This window comes from Listeria cossartiae subsp. cayugensis (genome assembly GCF_014229095.1).
Classification (GTDB): Bacteria; Bacillota; Bacilli; order Lactobacillales; family Listeriaceae; genus Listeria; species Listeria cayugensis.
The window spans coordinates 17,057-34,499 of record NZ_JAARZC010000004.1 but is presented as its reverse complement, the minus strand read 5'-3'; the positions used below and the strand labels follow the sequence as shown (position 1 = coordinate 34,499).

Annotated in this window: 20 protein-coding genes; 3 read left to right on the top strand and 17 right to left on the bottom strand. The window is 38.7% G+C overall.

The window, feature by feature from the left end:
- Positions 1-30 precede the first annotated feature (30 nt).
- The 5 genes from pyrG to HCB49_RS12260 all read right to left on the bottom strand — a co-directional run bounded on the left by pyrG (position 31) and on the right by HCB49_RS12260 (position 5,746).
- Complete coding sequence (gene pyrG / locus HCB49_RS12280) at positions 31-1,629, bottom strand: CTP synthase (RefSeq protein WP_185481151.1); 1,599 nt, start codon at positions 1,627-1,629, stop codon at positions 31-33.
- Between the two features lie 367 nt (positions 1,630-1,996).
- Positions 1,997-2,533 (bottom strand): DNA-directed RNA polymerase subunit delta, encoded by a 537-nt coding sequence (rpoE, locus tag HCB49_RS12275; RefSeq protein WP_014601153.1) that lies wholly within the window; start codon positions 2,531-2,533, stop codon positions 1,997-1,999.
- Positions 2,534-2,898: 365 nt separating this feature from the next.
- A complete protein-coding gene (gene argS / locus HCB49_RS12270; protein ID WP_185605109.1) occupies positions 2,899-4,569 on the bottom strand; it encodes an arginine--tRNA ligase in 1,671 nt (556 codons plus the stop codon).
- The gene (locus HCB49_RS12265) at positions 4,566-5,015 is read right to left on the bottom strand and encodes a YwiB family protein (protein ID WP_003723610.1); all 450 of its coding nucleotides are present in this window, start codon (positions 5,013-5,015) and stop codon (positions 4,566-4,568) included. The genes argS and HCB49_RS12265 overlap by 4 nt, the downstream gene beginning before the upstream one ends.
- 77 nt (positions 5,016-5,092) lie before the next feature.
- A complete protein-coding gene (locus HCB49_RS12260; protein WP_185481153.1) occupies positions 5,093-5,746 on the bottom strand; it encodes a site-2 protease family protein in 654 nt (217 codons plus the stop codon).
- A gap of 73 nt (positions 5,747-5,819) precedes the next feature.
- Here HCB49_RS12260 and thmT point away from each other — a divergent pair, with 73 nt between their 5' ends.
- Positions 5,820-6,005, top strand: coding sequence for a 2-hydroxymuconate tautomerase (gene thmT, locus HCB49_RS12255; RefSeq protein ID WP_003723612.1), 186 nt, complete (start codon positions 5,820-5,822; stop codon positions 6,003-6,005).
- 34 nt (positions 6,006-6,039) lie between these two features.
- On the opposite strand, the gene HCB49_RS12250 is transcribed toward thmT, so the two are convergent.
- The 12 genes from HCB49_RS12250 to HCB49_RS12195 form a co-directional block, all read right to left on the bottom strand.
- A complete protein-coding gene (locus HCB49_RS12250) occupies positions 6,040-7,362 on the bottom strand; it encodes an HD domain-containing protein (protein ID WP_185605108.1) in 1,323 nt (440 codons plus the stop codon).
- A 24-nt stretch (positions 7,363-7,386) separates the two neighbouring features.
- Positions 7,387-8,223 (bottom strand): lipoyl-[GcvH]:protein N-lipoyltransferase, encoded by an 837-nt coding sequence (gene lipL / locus HCB49_RS12245; RefSeq protein WP_185605107.1) that lies wholly within the window; start codon positions 8,221-8,223, stop codon positions 7,387-7,389.
- 318 nt (positions 8,224-8,541) lie between these two features.
- Positions 8,542-8,742, bottom strand: coding sequence for a hypothetical protein (locus HCB49_RS12240; RefSeq protein WP_185392392.1), 201 nt, complete (start codon positions 8,740-8,742; stop codon positions 8,542-8,544).
- Positions 8,743-8,765: 23 nt separating this feature from the next.
- Positions 8,766-9,089 carry a YxeA family protein gene (locus HCB49_RS12235; protein ID WP_185481156.1) on the bottom strand — a complete coding sequence of 108 codons (324 nt, stop codon included), beginning with the start codon at positions 9,087-9,089 and terminating at the stop codon, positions 8,766-8,768.
- A 154-nt stretch (positions 9,090-9,243) separates the two neighbouring features.
- Entirely contained in the window at positions 9,244-10,905 is a 1,662-nt protein-coding gene (locus HCB49_RS12230) for a peptide ABC transporter substrate-binding protein (protein WP_185605106.1), read from the bottom strand.
- Between the two features lie 136 nt (positions 10,906-11,041).
- A complete protein-coding gene (locus HCB49_RS12225; RefSeq protein ID WP_185399405.1) occupies positions 11,042-11,656 on the bottom strand; it encodes a DUF1648 domain-containing protein in 615 nt (204 codons plus the stop codon).
- Between the two features lie 23 nt (positions 11,657-11,679).
- Positions 11,680-12,312, bottom strand: a complete 633-nt coding sequence (locus tag HCB49_RS12220) for a nicotinamidase (protein WP_008948806.1) — start codon at positions 12,310-12,312, stop codon at positions 11,680-11,682.
- Positions 12,313-12,837 carry a dihydrofolate reductase family protein gene (locus HCB49_RS12215; RefSeq protein ID WP_185605105.1) on the bottom strand — a complete coding sequence of 175 codons (525 nt, stop codon included), beginning with the start codon at positions 12,835-12,837 and terminating at the stop codon, positions 12,313-12,315.
- A 2-nt stretch (positions 12,838-12,839) separates the two neighbouring features.
- A complete protein-coding gene (locus tag HCB49_RS12210; RefSeq protein WP_185605104.1) occupies positions 12,840-13,838 on the bottom strand; it encodes a zinc-binding alcohol dehydrogenase family protein in 999 nt (332 codons plus the stop codon).
- A 96-nt stretch (positions 13,839-13,934) separates the two neighbouring features.
- Positions 13,935-14,207, bottom strand: a complete 273-nt coding sequence (locus tag HCB49_RS12205) for a hypothetical protein (RefSeq protein ID WP_185481160.1) — start codon at positions 14,205-14,207, stop codon at positions 13,935-13,937.
- A 48-nt stretch (positions 14,208-14,255) separates the two neighbouring features.
- Complete coding sequence (locus tag HCB49_RS12200; protein ID WP_185605103.1) at positions 14,256-15,167, bottom strand: cation diffusion facilitator family transporter; 912 nt, start codon at positions 15,165-15,167, stop codon at positions 14,256-14,258.
- Between the two features lie 144 nt (positions 15,168-15,311).
- On the bottom strand, positions 15,312-16,139 hold the full coding sequence (locus tag HCB49_RS12195; RefSeq protein WP_185605102.1) for a Cof-type HAD-IIB family hydrolase: 828 nt from the start codon (positions 16,137-16,139) through the stop codon (positions 15,312-15,314).
- 114 nt (positions 16,140-16,253) lie between these two features.
- Here HCB49_RS12195 and HCB49_RS12190 point away from each other — a divergent pair, with 114 nt between their 5' ends.
- Positions 16,254-17,129 (top strand): alpha/beta hydrolase, encoded by an 876-nt coding sequence (locus tag HCB49_RS12190; protein ID WP_185557653.1) that lies wholly within the window; start codon positions 16,254-16,256, stop codon positions 17,127-17,129.
- A gap of 12 nt (positions 17,130-17,141) precedes the next feature.
- A complete protein-coding gene (locus HCB49_RS12185; RefSeq protein WP_185605101.1) occupies positions 17,142-17,423 on the top strand; it encodes a putative quinol monooxygenase in 282 nt (93 codons plus the stop codon).
- The last annotated feature ends 20 nt before the right edge of the window (positions 17,424-17,443 follow it).

The window sequence follows — 17,443 nt, the reverse complement described above, 5'->3', positions numbered from 1 at the left end:
GCCACATTCGGCTGGGATTTTTTTATCATCTTATTTATTGTTAAGTGCTGCGCCAACAAAATCTTTAAACAAGCTTTGCGGACGATTTGGACGAGAAATGAATTCTGGGTGATATTGACAAGCGACAAACCAAGGATGATCAACTAGTTCCACTACTTCAACTAAGCGGCCATCTGGGCTTGTTGCAGAAACAATCATGCCAGCTTCTTCCATTTGCTCTCTATATTCGTTATTAAACTCATAACGATGACGGTGACGCTCTTCTACAAGTGTTGTACCATAAGCAGCCTCCGCTTTAGTTCCTTGCTTAATACGCGCTGGATAAAGACCTAAACGAAGCGTTCCACCCATGTTTTCGATATTTTTTTGTTCTGGTAGTAAATCAATGATGTTATGGTTTGTTTCTGGTTCGATTTCTGCGGAATGCGCTCCTTCAAGACCAAGAACATTGCGAGCAAATTCAACAGTTGCCAGTTGCATACCTAAACAAATACCGAAATAAGGCACTTTATTTACGCGTGCATACTCGATAGCAGCAATTTTACCTTCAATAGCACGATCGCCGAAACCACCAGGAACTAAGATACCATCAACGTCTTTCATGATTTCAGCAACATTTTCTTTTGTTACTTTTTCGGAATCAATCCAGTCGATTTCGATTTCTGCATCATGGTCATATCCGGCATGACGAAGTGCTTCTGCTACAGAAAGGTAAGCATCTTGCAAGGAAACATATTTACCAACTAAGCCGATACGAACTTTTTTGGAAAGGTTTTTCACGCGGTGTACTAGGTTTTTCCAATCAGTCATTTCAGCTTGTGGTGCTTCTAATTGCAAGTGTTCTAGGACGATATCATCCATTTTTTGTTTTTGTAAAGAAAGTGGTACGTTATAAAGTGTTTCTTCATCACGAGATTCAATAACCTCAGAAGCTTTAATATCACAAAATAGCGCAATCTTATCTTTCATTTCTTGTGAAACTGGTTGCTCTGTACGAACAACGATAATGTTTGGTTGAATTCCTAGGCTGCGAAGTTCTTTTACACTATGTTGTGTTGGTTTTGTTTTCATTTCGCCTGCAGCTTTGATGTAAGGAATTAAAGTTGTGTGAATATAAAGTACGTTTTCCGCACCAACATCACTTTTAATTTGACGAATTGCTTCTAAGAATGGTAAAGATTCGATATCCCCAACCGTTCCACCAATTTCAGTGATGATAATATCTGAATTGGTCATGCGCGCTGCACGGAAAACACGATCTTTTAATTCGTTTGTAATGTGTGGAATAACTTGCACAGTTCCACCTAAGTAATCCCCGCGACGTTCTTTTTTAATAACTTCCGAGTAAACTTTACCAGTTGTTACGTTGCTGTATTTATTTAAGTTAATATCGATAAAACGTTCGTAATGGCCAAGGTCTAGGTCTGTTTCCGCGCCGTCATCCGTCACATAAACTTCCCCGTGTTGGTATGGACTCATAGTTCCTGGATCCACGTTGATGTATGGATCAAACTTTTGAATGGTCACACTAAGTCCACGATTTTTCAGCAAACGTCCTAGTGATGCTGCTGTGATTCCTTTTCCGATTGACGAAACTACGCCACCTGTAACGAAAATATACTTTGTCATGTTAAAAAAATCTACTCCTTCCTGAAATGAAAAACTTGCAGGGTTCTGACGATTTTCCTGCTGGGGTGGGAAATTGCCAGATAAAACAATATTGTGATTATCTTTCTAACGTATCCATCACAATTTCAAGTATTTTGTAAACCAAAATAAAAAACACTCCGCCTACTTCATAAAAGTAAGGGAGCGTCGATTCTCATAAATATCCGTCCCTATAAAAGGGAGCCCAAATAAAATACTACTAATGATAGCGATAGAAGTCAAGTCTTTATTTTATGAAACCGCCATCAATCCATTAAGTACGCTAAAAAAAATCAGATAGACACTTTTCCATAAAAATGGGTGTGTCTATCTGATTAAAATTTAGTTATTATTTATCTTCTGGGTCTTCTGTATAATCGCCATCAGAATAGTCATCTTCTACAGTAGCTAAATCGCCTTCGATTCCGTCTGGTAAGTGATCATCGTCATCTTCCTCTTCGTCAAGTAAAACGTCAGCAAGAGAGATTTCTTCTTCACCAAGCTCTTCCACGATTTCTTCATCATCGTAGTCCACGTCATCATCCAAGATTTCTTCATCTTCGTCGTCATCATCGTCTGATTTACGTTTTTTCTTAGGAGTCGTTTGTGTTTGAACTTCTTCATCAATTGCATCCATTGGATACCATGCACGAAGTCCCCACGTGTTGTTTCCTAGCGAAATAAAGTTACCATCAATATTCATATCTGTATAAAATTGAACAAGACGCTCCCTTATTTCTGCATCTTTCAAACCTAGGAACGCTTGAATCTCTTTCACTAATTCAGGGAAAAGAATAGTTTCTTTTCGTTGTTCCAAAATAAAATGTGCAACATCAATTAAAGATAGTTCACTACGTTCTTCTTGCGTTAAGTTCTTTAAATCCAAAACTGGCACGCCCTTTCTATCGTAATTCCAATTTATTTAGCTGTTATTTTTTCGTTCAGCCCAACTTCACTATTTTACATGTTATTTCTGGCAAGTACAACCTAAATTTTCTTAATTACATCAATTCTTCTTGACTATTTTATATCCGATGTAAAAGAAAAGGATGGCCATTAAAAGAATTGGGATCGATCCAAGTTGAAAGTCGTAGAGAATATAGATTGCGACGCACAGAAACACGAAAAGCAGCGCCAAAATTATTAATCGCTTCATCATATGCTCTCCCCGTTTTTTCAATTACCTATGTTTCTATTAACTTTAGTACATTTTGGTTATGACGTCAACGAGTAACCTATAAATTTAGGATATCACATTTTTTCTGGTGCTGATACACCAAGCAGCGTCAAACCATTTCTAAGAGTAATTTGTGCTGTTTTAATAAGCGCTAGTCTTGCTTTTGTTACTTCTAAATTATCCATATCAAGTACTTTATTGCTATTGTAAAAACGGTGGAACGCAGTCGCTAAATCATTTAAGTAACGAACGATACGATGTGGCGCTCTTTTGGCAGCAGCCTCCGCAACAACATCCGCGAATTCACCTAATACTTTTAATAAATCATATTCTGCTTCGGTTTGTAACAAGCTCATCTCCGCTTCTTTTGTAACTTCCAAACCTTGTTCTTTACCTGAGCGTAGAATGCTAGAAATTCTGGCGTGTGCATATTGTACATAATAAACTGGATTATCATTAGACGTTGATTTTGCTAAACTCATATCGAAGTTCATATGTGTATCAAAGCTACGCATTGCAAAGAAATATCTTGTCGCATCAAGGCCAACTTCTTCAATTAAGTCGCGCATCGTAACAGATTTACCAGTACGTTTACTCATTTTAACTTGAACGCCGTCTTCAAATAAGTGAACGAGTTGAATTATTTCTACTTCTAGTTGATTTGGTGAGTAACCAAGTGCTTCAATTGCAGCACGCATCCGCGGAATATAACCGTGGTGATCCGCTCCCCAAATATCAATTAACACATCAAAGCCACGCTCTAATTTATTTAAATGATAAGCGATATCTGGTAAGAAATATGTGTAGCTACCGTCCGTTTTGATTAAAACACGGTCTTTATCATCTTCAAAATCCGTTGTTCTTAACCAAGTCGCGCCATCTTGTTCATAAATATAACCATTTTCGCGCAAACGTTCTAACGCTGGCAACACTTTGTTTTCTTCATATAGAGATGTTTCTGAAAACCACTCATCAAAAGAAACACGGAATTCTTCTAAGTCCGCACGTAATTTTCCAGTTTCAAATGCTAGTGCATCAACACGGAAAACGGAACGACGCTCTTCTTCACTGGCATTCACGTATTTATCGCCGTATTTAGCTGCCAAATCTTTCCCAAGGGAGATAATATCCGCACCGCGGTAGCCATCTTCTGGGAATTCAGATTCTAAGCCTAACGCTTCAAAATAACGCGCTTCTGCTGAAAGAACTAAATTATTGATTTGATTGCCGGCATCATTAATATAATATTCTCTTGAAACATCGAATCCGGCCATGTTCATAATGTTAGCAAGGGAGTCTCCGATTGCAGCACCACGGGCATGTCCTAAATGTAAGTCGCCAGTTGGGTTCGCGGAAACAAATTCAATTTGGAATTTTTCTCCTTTACCAAAATCAGACTCTCCGTATTTTTTATCTTCAGTTAAAATAACTGGAACTAAGTCAGTTAAATAAGCATTATCTAGGTAGAAGTTGATAAAACCAGGTCCAGCAATTTCTACTTCTTTAATTAATTTGTTATCTTTTTTAAGTTCTGGAACGATACTTTCGGCAATTTGACGAGGGGCTTTCTTAGCTACTCTAGCAAGTTGCATCGCAATATTAGTCGAATAATCTCCATGCTTTTTATCTTTTGGTACTTCTAGTAAAATTTCTGGTACTTCCGCTTCTTCTAAACCAACCGCTTGAACAACTGCTTGTTTGATATGTTCAACTAGTTTGATTTGGTTCTCTTGCATGACATTCATTCTGCGTCCTCCTCTATTTTCATTAAAACAGTATATGAGCCGATGTATTCGCCGTGACTTAGCAAATCATATTGAAATGCGACTTCACTTAGCACATCAGGCTTATTTTCATATAGTTCTTCCATTGATACTAATTCTGATTCTAATTGTAATTTCCCTGCTCCTGAATCAACAGACGCAGTACTTCTCCGATTATCTCGGAAAAAGTGCATTCTCATATTTACGGCACCACTTCTCATTAAAAGCAGCTCGTTGTCAGCAATTTTAAGAACCGTACGAATTGTTCCAGCTAATTGTTTTTCCTCATAATGCAGATACCGATTGCCTTTATCTCGGTAAAAAACACCAGAAACAGACATATCGGATTTCTCTTCTGCATCCATCTGACGGATGACATTGGTGATATGAATAGTTACTTTTTTTCGTTCCATTTGATTGGCTGTCATATCGCTTATTTACCCCTTTCCGGTCAGAAGAATAGACGCATTATATTATAGTGAAAAATAGCATGAAAAGCAACAGCTTAATATGACGTCAGACCAAATACTGCTAAAATCATATTTAGAACAAACGGAATCACCGTGTCAAAAATCGGTTGAATGGTAAATTCAGAGATAGGCGTTACCGCAACTACTAGGAAAATAAGTATCGCATATCGTTCTAGCGGTTCAAGTTTGGCTCTAGCAGACATTGGTAAAAATTCCACTAAAATTTGGTAGCCATCCAGTGGCGGAAGTGGAATTAAGTTAAATACAAATAATACTAGATTTAAGTCTATAAAAATCATTAAAAATGTTTCTGTAACCGAGCCATATGTAAAGAAAGAAAAATTTAAAAATAATGCATAAAAGCCCACACCAACCATCGCAAGGAATAAATTACTGATTGGACCAGCAAGCGAAACGAGAATACTGCCAAGTCGGCGTTTCTTTAATTTAAATCGATTGACTGGGGTCGGTTTAGCCCAACCAAAACCAGCAATTAAGATCATCAGTAAACCGAATAAATCGACATGTACAATTGGGTTCAAGGACAATCTTCCTTGATTTTTGGCTGTGTCGTCTCCAAAAGCGAGCGCAACCAAGGCATGAGCCCATTCGTGGATTGTAAACGCAATTAATAATGTAACTACAACATAAGGTATCATTTCTAGTGGGTAAGCGAGAAAACTAGGCATAAGTGCCTCCTTTATCTTTTATTGAGTAATTTTTATATGCTATAATGAAAAAAACGTTGATCGAGGTGAGAAAATGCCATTTGTTACCATTCAATTTTTAGAAGGTCGTACAGACGATCAAAAGAAAGCTTTAGTGAGCGAAGTAACTGAAGTTGTTTCCAAAAACCTAAAAGCGCCGAAAGAAAACATTCATGTAATTTTAGAAGAAATGAAAAAAACGGATTACGGTGTTGGCGGCGTAAGAAAATCGGATATTTAAGCGCACTAGAAGCAAGGTTTATCGCCTTGCTTTTTTATTTTTCTTTCAGGGAATGCGCATGAATAATCGAAATCATTCTTTCCGCAATTTCTTGTTCAACCCGCCCACTTTCGATAAAATCAAGCGGGTAATACAACTTTATATCCGTCCTCCGCTCTCGGCCAATCGCTTCAACAACTGGCGATTCGGTCGATAATTCGCGCAACTCCCCGTTTCCCATCAAAAGTTTAATCGGGTCTTTCCCGCTACCAACTCCTGGAAGATAGTAATCGTATGGCAAATCGCTGGAAGAATCAATCACTAAATAATACGACGGGTCAATATCTGCTTTTTCAAGAAGCCCTTTTAGTTCCGCATAAAATTCCGCATCTTCTTTTGGATCGTAGTTGGTGTATCTAAGCAATCTCCTATTCAAAAATCGGCTACACAAATCACTTAAAATCGGATCAGCTTCTTCTTGCCAAATAGAGAAGTAGTACATCAGCACAATGTCATCCAGTACGATATACTCTTTTAAACTTACTTCATTCAAAAAGAATGGTAGTACTTGAATCGGCGTAACTTGAAATTCATAGCCAGCGCAATATAACTTTTTGGCACGCTCGAGAATTTTCCATAATAATACTTCACCGCTTCGACTAACTGGGTGAAAATAGACTTGTTGGTACATTTGGTAGCGACTCATAATGTAATCTTCTACCGCATGCATCCCAGAATATTTTACGATGACCCCATTGCCATCTGGACTAGGTCTTAACACCCGCAAAATCCGCTCGAGATCAAACTTCCCGTAACTAACCCCGGTATAATAAGCATCCCGTAGTAAATAATCCATTCGATCCGCATCAATCTGACTAGAAATCAACTTCACGAGTGTTTGATTAGGATAATTTTTCTTAATAATAGCGGCAACTTTTAGCGGGAATTCTTCTCCGACCCGCATCAAGACTTCACTGACTTCGGTATCACCAATAATAATCTCCTGTGTATAAGCTTCATGATCTGTCCCAAAAACCTTTTCAAAAGCGTGTGAAAATGGGCCGTGTCCTAAATCATGTAAAAGCGCAGCGCACAAAGCAACCATACGCTCTTCCGAATCAAGTTGTGGCTCATTCGCAAACGTCACATCAATGATTTGCCGAACAATTTCGTAAACACCTAATGAATGATTAAAACGGCTGTGTTCCGCCCCGTGAAAAGTGAGCGAGGTTGTCCCCAATTGGTGTATCCGCCGCAAACGCTGAAACTCTTTTGTAGCAATTAAATCCCAAATTAATTTATCAGAAACATGTACATATCCGTGCACTGGATCTTTAAATACTTTTTCTTCAAGTAGTTTCTCTGTTAAGTAACTCATGCAGCCCTCTCCTCTCAAGTAAGTTCACGCAAGCACTTTATCATTCCTTGCAATTAAGCGTTCGTAATAAGCTGGAAAAAGATCCAATTCTTCTGGTGTGAGCGTACCCGATACCAGTTCACCAGCATAGTACCGCAAGCTATTGAATAGTCGCACCAATGTTTCATTTATGCTTATATCATTCTTCATTAAGTCTGAAAGCGACCCCATAACAGTAGAATCCACATCCGGGAAAGTATATTTTGTTTGCTTGTCTTTGCCACTAATCGCGTAGAAATCCCGAATTAGTTCCGAGCGAGCTGTTTGGTCTCCTTCAATTGCTAAATAAATTTGGACTGCTACGCCTTTAGCCATCCTACGCTGAGAAATACCAGCAAACTTTTTCCCACGAATGCTAAGATCATAACTTCCAGGGCAATAAGAATTTCCGATTTCTTTCGCTTCAATTACTTCATTACAGTCTACGAACATATCTTTAATCAGTGTAAACATTGTTTCATAGCCTCGCTCAATCGCAATTCCTCGTTCTGCATCTGGTAACACCATCGACAAATTAAGCACGCCGGAATCAAGCACTACAGCTAATCCACCAGAATTCCGGACAACGACGCGGTAACCTTGTTCTTGCAAAAATGCAATTCCTTTATCTATATCAGGCAACTTAGAATCTTGTATCCCAAGCGAAACAGTTTTTTCATGCACCCAGCCGCGAACGGTGGACGGCGCCAATCTCGCTCCAACTGAACGACATAGCGTATCATCTGTAGCAAATGATTGAATCGCATCAAAAGCTGGATTAATAGTTGTATTATCAATGAAGCGCCATACATCTTGTTTTAGTAAGGTGTTTTCAATATTCATCTCTATGTCCTCCATGATTTTCTTTTTGTTATTATAGCATACCAACACCAAAATTAGATGCAAATGGCTTAAAATAGCCATTTAATCGCGAATTATATTTTTTGGACGGTTATTTAACTTTTTTGCGTTTAATGTTGAAAACTAGGGCTGTAATGATTGATATAACAACAGATTTTAGGATTATATCTTTTTTCATTTCTATCGCCTCATTTCCTTTATCTTATTATAACAAACTTACCATACAAAAAAACCTAACTTCTATAAAAGAAATTAGGTTCTTTATATCTAAAAGCCTAGGGAGCTTTTTTAGCGAGTATATTACCAGTTGTAGCGATCTTCATTGTCGCGACTTGAGCGTTTCGGGGAATTGCCCCACATGCGATAAAGCACATATCCAATACCACCTAATATAATAACTGGGAATAAGAAGTGTAGCGTGATTCCGACGATATCAAGTACGATATTAAGTGCAATAAATCCTAAAATAATGGTAAAAAATATTTTCCAAAAACTGTTCATGATTATTTCCTCATTTCTAATTTTTATTTACTACTTGCAAGTGGAACATTGTTTATTTCCTTGGCTTGAACGAGTAATTCGTTGTCTTGAACGACGATTTTATACTGTTTATTCTTTTTAAGTTGTGTAGTTGACATGAAGTTAACTTTACGACTGTTTCCTTGATTATCTAGACACGACTCGCGGAAAGAATAGCCTTTGAACTTTGACTTAGTAACTTCTTTCCCATCGTTTTTGATTGTAACGTAATATGTATTTGCTGCTGATCCTACTGGTGCTGAAAACTCAATTACAACCATTGTTAATACAAAAATTGCAGCCAGTAAACCGAAAAGTCCCTTTTTCATTGTTTTTACCGTCCTTTTTTGTTGATAGGTTAATTATAGGGGAGATTTAAAAAAGGGACGAACGGCTCTAGGCTGAAAATTGGTACATCCTAGGTCTTATTTTCATTCGGGTATAAAAAAAGAGCCTAGCTTAGTTAACTAGACTCATTTCATATTAATTTTTTTCGATCCATTTATAGTTTTCTGAACCTATTGGATACGTTGTGTAATTTTTTAGGTTGCTTTTTTGCAAGTAGGCGCGGCCACCTTGGTACAGCGGAATAAGTACGGCATTATCTTTTAGCAAAATTTGTTCTGCTTCTAGTAATGCTTGCCATCTTTTTTCCGGATCTGCCGAAAGTTTACCTTTGGCGCCAAGGACTAGCTCGTCGTATTTGGCGTTTGAGAAGCCTGTGTGGTTACCTGGGCTGTTTGTTAGGAATAAGTTTAAATATGTGAGTGGGTCTTGGTAATCACCGCCCCAGCCACCTAGTAGCAGTTCAAAATCTTGTGTAACGTCTGCTTGGAAACTCGCTTGATTTGTAATGTTTTTTAATTTGATTGTTAGGCCGGGCAAATTTTCTTCTAGTTGATTTTGGATAAATTCAGTTTGTTTGCGTTGTAAAGACGTATCACCGCTCGTTAAAGTAAGCGTTAATTCAGATTTACCGATTTCTTTTAAACCTTGTTTCCATGCGTTTATAGCTTCTTGTTGATCGAATTTAAGTAGGTCGCCATTTTGTTTGCGGAAATCTTCTTTTGTTTCTGGATCAAACATGATACCGCCTGGCACGTCGCCATTTAATGCTTTCGAACCGTTAGCGAGTAACGTGTTGACCATGCCAGTTTTATCAATCGCCATCGCTAAACCACGGCGCAAGTTCAAGTTCGCCAAATCTGTTTTCACGCCGTCTTTGCCTTGGTTCATTTTCATATAGACAGAGCGACCAGTTGCTTCTTTATGGAAATTTTTATCGTCTTTATATTGCTTAACAAATTCGCCGTCAAGCTCGACACGATCTAATTTATTAGTATTGTATAAATTTAAGGCCGCATTGGTATCTTTTACGACTGTTACATGAATTTTCTCAGTAGGAACATTTCTTTCATCCCAGTAAGTCGGGTTTTTAACGTAATCCCACGTCATATTTGTGCCATTCCAGTTTTCTAGTTTGAATGGGCCGTTGGAAATAAGTGTGTCGCTTTTCGTTCCGTAACGATCACCTTGTTTTTCTACGAATGCTTGGTTTTGCGGGAAGAATGTTCCAGTTGTTAGGAGTTCTTTAAAAATTGGCACTGGGTTTTCTAGTTGAATTTGCAGTGTTTTGTCGTCTAACGCTTTAATACCCAGTTCGTCCGGTGACATTTCACCTTTGAGAATTTGGGTAGCATTTTTGACGATTTCTTCCATTTGTGGTCCGTATGCAGCGGCTGTTTTTGGATCCACCACTTTTTTCCATGCGTACTCGAAATCATGCGCTGTCACTGGATCACCGTTGGACCAATTAGCATCTTCGCGAATTTTGAAAATAAGTGTTTTCCCGCCATCTTTTTCTTCGGGTTCGCTGGCAGCTAGAGCTAGTGCCGGTTTCCCGTTTTTATCTAATCGATATAATCCTTCAAAAATCTGATTGATTACTCGGAAACTTACGCTATTGTCTGCGAGTGTTGGACTTGCATTTGGAATCCCACTCGTTTCCATGATGTTCACAACTTTTGTTTTCTTGTCGGATGTTACTTTTTCGCTTTCCCCTTTACCGCCAGACTGACATGCTGTAAGTACTAGTAAACATAGCAAACTGAGTGCCACTACTATTTTTCTGGCTGTTTTATGCAATATTTCTCCTCCTCTTTTTTGTAAGCGCTTTTTGATTACGCAAAAAAATGACGGACTTCCTGCCACATGCGCGCAGAACTTCCGCCACCATTATAAACCGAAACTGTATCAATTGTAAATATAAACTGTTATATTTTTATTTCTTGTTAAGGTAAACTCCTGAACCAACAACAATCACACACATCGTCATTAGCATTGCTAGCATTAAGTAACTGGGATCATTACGCATAAACAAAGCGAGGATAAAACAGATTGTACCAGCTATATTAAGTGTAACAGTTGTAATTTTTCTAAGTAGATTTCTTGACCATGCATCTATCTTTTTAAAACCAATCATCGTTAAAAATTTAAAAAGTTTTTTCGAGTATTGAATGTAGGCCGCTACAACAAACATAAATGCCCCTGCTGTCACTAACGACAATCTACCTGTCGGAATATCGTAACCTAGTGCGTAGACAATAATACTCATCTGAATAATGGTTAACAGCACTAACAACAACCTAAAACAATATTCAAATTCCAGCAAACTCTCTTGGTTCACTTTTTCTTTCCCGTAGTATTCTGTTCCTGTAAACATAATCATTAAAAAAGGAATCAGAATTAAGCCGAGCCACTTTTGCATAAACATATCTGGGGAGAAGTCCGTACCGAAATGCACCGCCACTTCAGAAGGTAGTAGCGGATATAACACAGCAGAAATTCCTACTGTGAAAAGAATTATCATACTAGGAAATATACCAACTTTCCTCATTCCCCTCACCTCTTCCAATATAATTACTGGCAGTAGGCGACAAGTTCCTCCCTTGTTTCGATAAGTTGCACTTTCTCCGTATTCGCTAATTGCTCTTTCGTTTCATCAAAACCTTGTTCAGATAATGCACGTGTCGCTGGTAAATAAACTAATACAGAAAAGCCTGCCCTACTTAACTGTGTAACTGTAGTTTTCACGCAAAAATCAAATGCTAAACCTCCAACAAGCACTAAATCTACTTTTTGTTCCCGCAAATATTCGAGTACTCCGGTCGAAAGCTGTTCAACGATATCATGATAACAGGCGCCATACGGATGAATATCTGGCTCCATGCCTTTCCAAATAAAGTAATCATAATCCGTCACAACTGGCAAACCGTCTAGTAATTCAAAGCCTTTCGTCCCAGGTTCGCAGTGCCTCACCCAAGTAAGGTCCGCATTGGGATACTTAAGTTCAGCTAACATTTCATCTTTTGAGTCAACTACCCAAACGGCATTTTGCGGGTGCGCGTCTTTGCTTCCAATTCGAAGTGACGCAAGACTCGCCATAAAATTTAGCTCTGGAACGATTTTATCCCCACCCGGAACCGGCAATTCATCCGGACAAAGTGGCGTAAAGCCCTTTTGCGCGTCAATATCAAAAGCTGCAATTTTCATTTAGCTTTCCTCCAAGTTTCTATAAGTTAATTGGGCAAACTGGCCGAAACGTGTTACTTCTTCTAGTTCTAACGCATGCTCCCTGTCTTCCTCGAACAACGGAATACCTTTTCCTAAAATAATTGGCGCAATCGTTATGACGAATCGATCAATCGCCCTTTCTTTTAAAAATTGCTTCACTAACTGCGCGCCGCCTACAAGCCAAATTTTTTCGCCGTCGATGTTATTTAGCCAAGTGTCTACGGTTCCGGCTACAAAGTCCGCGTATTCGTCTTTTGTGCCAGCTTTTGTGTTGGAAAAAACGTAGACATCTTTTTTGCTATAAGGGAATGTGTCAGTGAGCGAGAAAATTTGTTGATACGTGGTTCGGCCCATCACAACTGTATCCACGTTATCAAAGAAAGCTTCATAACCCGCGTCGCCTTCGCTATCAATTGACTCTAGCCATTCCACACTACCATTTTCATCGGCAATATAACCATCCAAGCTAACAGCGATATATAGCGCAACTTGTTTTCCACTCATAATCACTCAAATCCTTTCACTACTAATTTACCAATCATTTTTCCGGATGAGATCATTTGGTGAGCTTCTTCTATCGTTGCCGCATTAATTGGGGACAAAACCTTATTTAATGTCGTCTGCAACGTGCCTCCATCTAGCATATGCGCGGCCTTCGTTAGAATTTCATGTTGTTTTACTTTATCATCTGTATTATATTTCGAGCGAGTAAACATAAATTCATAGCTGAACGTAGCACTCTTATCTTTTAAAAGGGACATTTTCACAGGTTCCGCAAGTTCGACAATCGAGCAAATTTTTCCTTGCGGGCAAATTGATTCTTGCATATCATCCCAGTGAGCATTTGTATTATGCAAACATAAAATAAAATCGACACCTTTTTCGTAACCAAGCTTTTTCAGTTGTTTTGTTAGATTTTCACGGTGATTAATGACATGGTGCGCACCGTGCCTCTTCGTCCATTCTATCGTTTCCGGGCGTGACGCTGTGGCGATGACTTCGAGACCGATGTTTGCGGCTAGTTGTGTGGCAATCGAACCAACGCCACCAGCCCCATTAATAATTAAAATCGATTTCCCGCTATCCTCTTCCACAATCCCCAAACGTTCAAAAAGCGCTTCCCATGCCGTGATAGTTGTCAGTGGCATCGCAGCAGCCTCTTCTACGCTTAAACTACGTGGTTTCACACCAACTAGCCGTTCATCAATTAAAGTGAATTCAGCATACGCTCCAGGCCTTGTGACGTCACCAGCGAAATAAACCTCTTGCCCAGTTTTAAATAAAGTCACGTCTGAACCAATCTCCACTACTTCTCCAACTGCGTCCCAACCTAAAATTCGCACTTCATCTCCGCTAATTTTAGTTGCTTCGCGTTGTTTTGTATCGACTGGATTAATCGAAATTGCTTTGATTTCCACTAATAAATCATGACTTCCAGGTTCCGGCTGAGCGATTTCTATATCCATAAAGTCAGTTGATGCTTTCGTTAATCCTACTGCTTTCATTTGACAACACCTCTCGTTTCCTTTTCCCGAATTTCTTAAAATAATGCACATTTAAATAAAAAAGCCTTCTCCATTTTACCGAGAAGGCTTTAAAACTTATTTTTCGTCGAGCAATTCGCTGTCTTTGAATTTCATTTTCGCATGACAGGCTGGACATTTTATTTTTAATTTACCACCGTGGGAATGAGTATGGTCGCTATCTTCTTTTTTAGTCAGCAGCATGTTGGCCGCTTTTTTTAGTAGTGGGATAGCAATAATAACACCGATGATTGTGAACATTGCTAGAACCCCGATAAATACTAAGGTTAGAGCAACTATAGCGATAAAAGCTTTTTTCAAAAAATGACCTAAATCAACTTGTTCTTCCATCTAAACCAACTCCTCTAATTGATACATTCATCATATCATGAAGCGGCATTAATTGCAGTGATGATGGTGAGCATGATTTCCTTCAAGCTGAATCGTACTATGTTCTAAAGAGAAATTTTCTTGCAAATAATGCTCAATATCCGCTAAAATTTTATCCCGGTCAGCATCTTCACTTACGGTCAAATGAGCTGTAAGAGCGTTAAAATCAGAAGTGATTGCCCACACGTGTAAATCATGTACTTCTTTTACACCGTCTTGCTCTTGGAAGAAAGTTTTTATTTCTTCTGTATCCACGTTAGCTGGTTTACCTTCCATCAAAATATGAATGGCATCTTTCAACACGCGCCAGCCACTAACTAGAATTAGCGCCGCAACGATAACACTGGCAATCGGATCAGCGATGTACCATCCTAGGAAGATGATTAGTAAGGCCGCAATAATCGCACCAACAGAACCAAGCAAATCACCAAGCACATGCAAGAAAGCACTCCGCATATTTAAATTTTCGCTTGTATCACCTTTCATTAAAATCCAAGCAACTAAAATATTAATAAGCAACCCGATAACTGAAATAGTCATCATTCCCGCTCCGATTACTTGCGGTGGATCAAAGAAACGACCGATTGCTTCGTAGAAAATGAAAACAGAAATCCCAACGAGCGTCAACCCGTTTAAAAATGCAGCTAAAATTTCAAAACGTTTATAGCCGTATGTTTTATCAGAACTTGCTGCTTTTTCCCCGAATTTAAATGCAGCTAAACTTAATCCCAGCGCAACAGCATCTGAAAGCATATGTCCTGCATCAGAAAGTAATGCCAAACTATTGGTCATAATTCCGCCAATAACTTCCACTACCATAAATGTAGCGATTAAGATAAAACTAATAAATAATGATTTTTTGTTGGCATTATGCGCATGATTATGATTGTGCCCATGTGCGTGATCGTGGTTATGTGCCATATGATTACTTCCCCTCTGTGAATACCTATTTTCTTTATATGCATATATTAGCATATATACATTTTGAGTGCAACCCATCTTCTGAAAAACTTTCAAATCCACAAAGAAAACCCCTTTAGTTCAGCATCTAAAGGGGTCTGTTTTTTATAAAATTTCTTCTTGCATAAATAATCCTAGTCCGCCGATATCGTGATGTTTAGCAATTTTGTCTGCTTTTTCTAGAGCAAGCGGAATCCCATTTTCCATCGCTACGCCGATTTTTGCTAATTCAATCATGCCGACATCATTTTCATTATCACCAAAAGCAATCGTTGTGTCGAGATTGATATAGCCATTTTCAGCAAGATACGCCAGCCCTTTTGCCTTATCAATGCCTTCGTTCATAATATCAATTAAATTCGAGGCAGACGCTAGAACGGAAAGCGGAAGACCTTGTAATGCAGCTTTGATTTCTGCTCGTTTGTCTAAGTCGGATTCAATAACTAGCACTTTCAGCGGGAATTCACCTTCACGCAGTAAGCTGAATGGGTCAGTAGTTAATGTAATCGGAACTTGTTCATTTTCCGGTAATGTTTTATTTAATTCATTGAAAAAGGCAATTTTGCCAGTATTAGTTGGTCCGATAATTCGTTCAGTTGTATAAATATGGTAATTTACGCCAAGTGGTTCAAGCGTATTTAAAATTGTATGTACCAAATCCAGCTCGATGTTGCTTTTATATAAAATTTCTCCGGTCGTAAAATCACGTACTAAACCGCCATTACAGGAAATAACCGGTGTTTTAATTTTTAGTTCGTTGATAAACGGTAATATCGCTAAGTCCAATCGGCCCGTCGCTAGGAAAAGTTTCTTGCCAGCCGCTTGCCAATCCATTAAAACTTCTTTGTTTAGCGGATGAATTTGGTCTCCTTTTTTTACAAGTAATGTTCCGTCCATGTCTGTAATAACTGTGTCAATTGCTAGATTTGCCAATAGTTTTCGCACCCTTCTAAAATTCCGTCATTATGTATCTCGATTATAGACGAAATTTATATGATTGTCACGCCGATTTTTGGTATAATAATTTGGAATGGAGGAAGATAGTTAGTGAAGAAATATTTTATTACGATCATGATTTTGCTTTTTGGTACGCTACTACTTAGTGCTTGCCAAAATGACAAAGAGGCTGAAAACTCTTCGCCTCCTAAGGTAGATTTAAAAGATCAAATACCGATTATTTTAATTCATGGGAGCGGTGGCGACACACATTCCCTTGACGAAATGGCAGACCAACTGATGAACGAATATAAAAGTTCAAACGAAGCGATGTCGATGTCGATTAGCGCGGACGGCGATATTACCTACCAAGGTGAATTGACGAAAGATGCTAAACGTCCAATTATCAAATTTGCTTTCGACCAAAACCAAGCAACGCCAGACGATTGGTCCCAGTGGTTAAAAATCGCGATGGTTGATTTAAAAGACCGCTACGGCTTCACGCAAATGGACGGGGTTGGTCACTCAAACGGCGGTTTAGCACTAACTTACTTTGCTGAAGATTATGGCAAAGACGAAACTGTACCTACTTTACGTAAAATAGTCGCAATCGGGTCACCTTTTAACGATTTAGATCCTAACGATAATGGGAAAGATTTAACATTTAAACAATTGCCTAATAGTACTGCGCAATTAGATTACTTTATGGAAAAGCAACATGATATTAATCCCAATCTCGAAGTACTTGCTATCGCAGGCGCACTCAGCGACGATAATCCAACTGATGGCGTTGTTCCAACAAACAGCTCACTCGCAACAAGACTCTTTATGCCAGGGAACGCAAAAGCCTACATTGAAGATGTTCAAGTTGGAAAAGGCGCAGTTCACCAAACGTTACATGAAACAACGAAAAGTATTGAGAAGACTCACTGGTTTTTAGAAGAATTCAAAACAGACGAAACACTTATCAAATTAGACTATAAATAGGAGGAATGGCAGTTGTTACACATTGAAGCGAAAATCCAAGTAAAGCCCGATTTAATAGAAGTATTTTTAACAGAAGTGGACTTAGTTGTCCAAGGGTCGCTAAAAGAAACTGGAAATCACGGCTACGAATTGGTTCGCTCGGTGAGTAACCCATCCACCTTCTATCTTTTAGAAAAGTGGGCGGATGAAACTGCTATTCAACTACATAATGCGACAGCGCATTATAAACGGTTTAAAATGAACGTGCCTGGATTTTTAGCGATACCAATTGAAGTAGCTTTACTAAAAAATTAAATGCAAAAAAAGATGGCTTC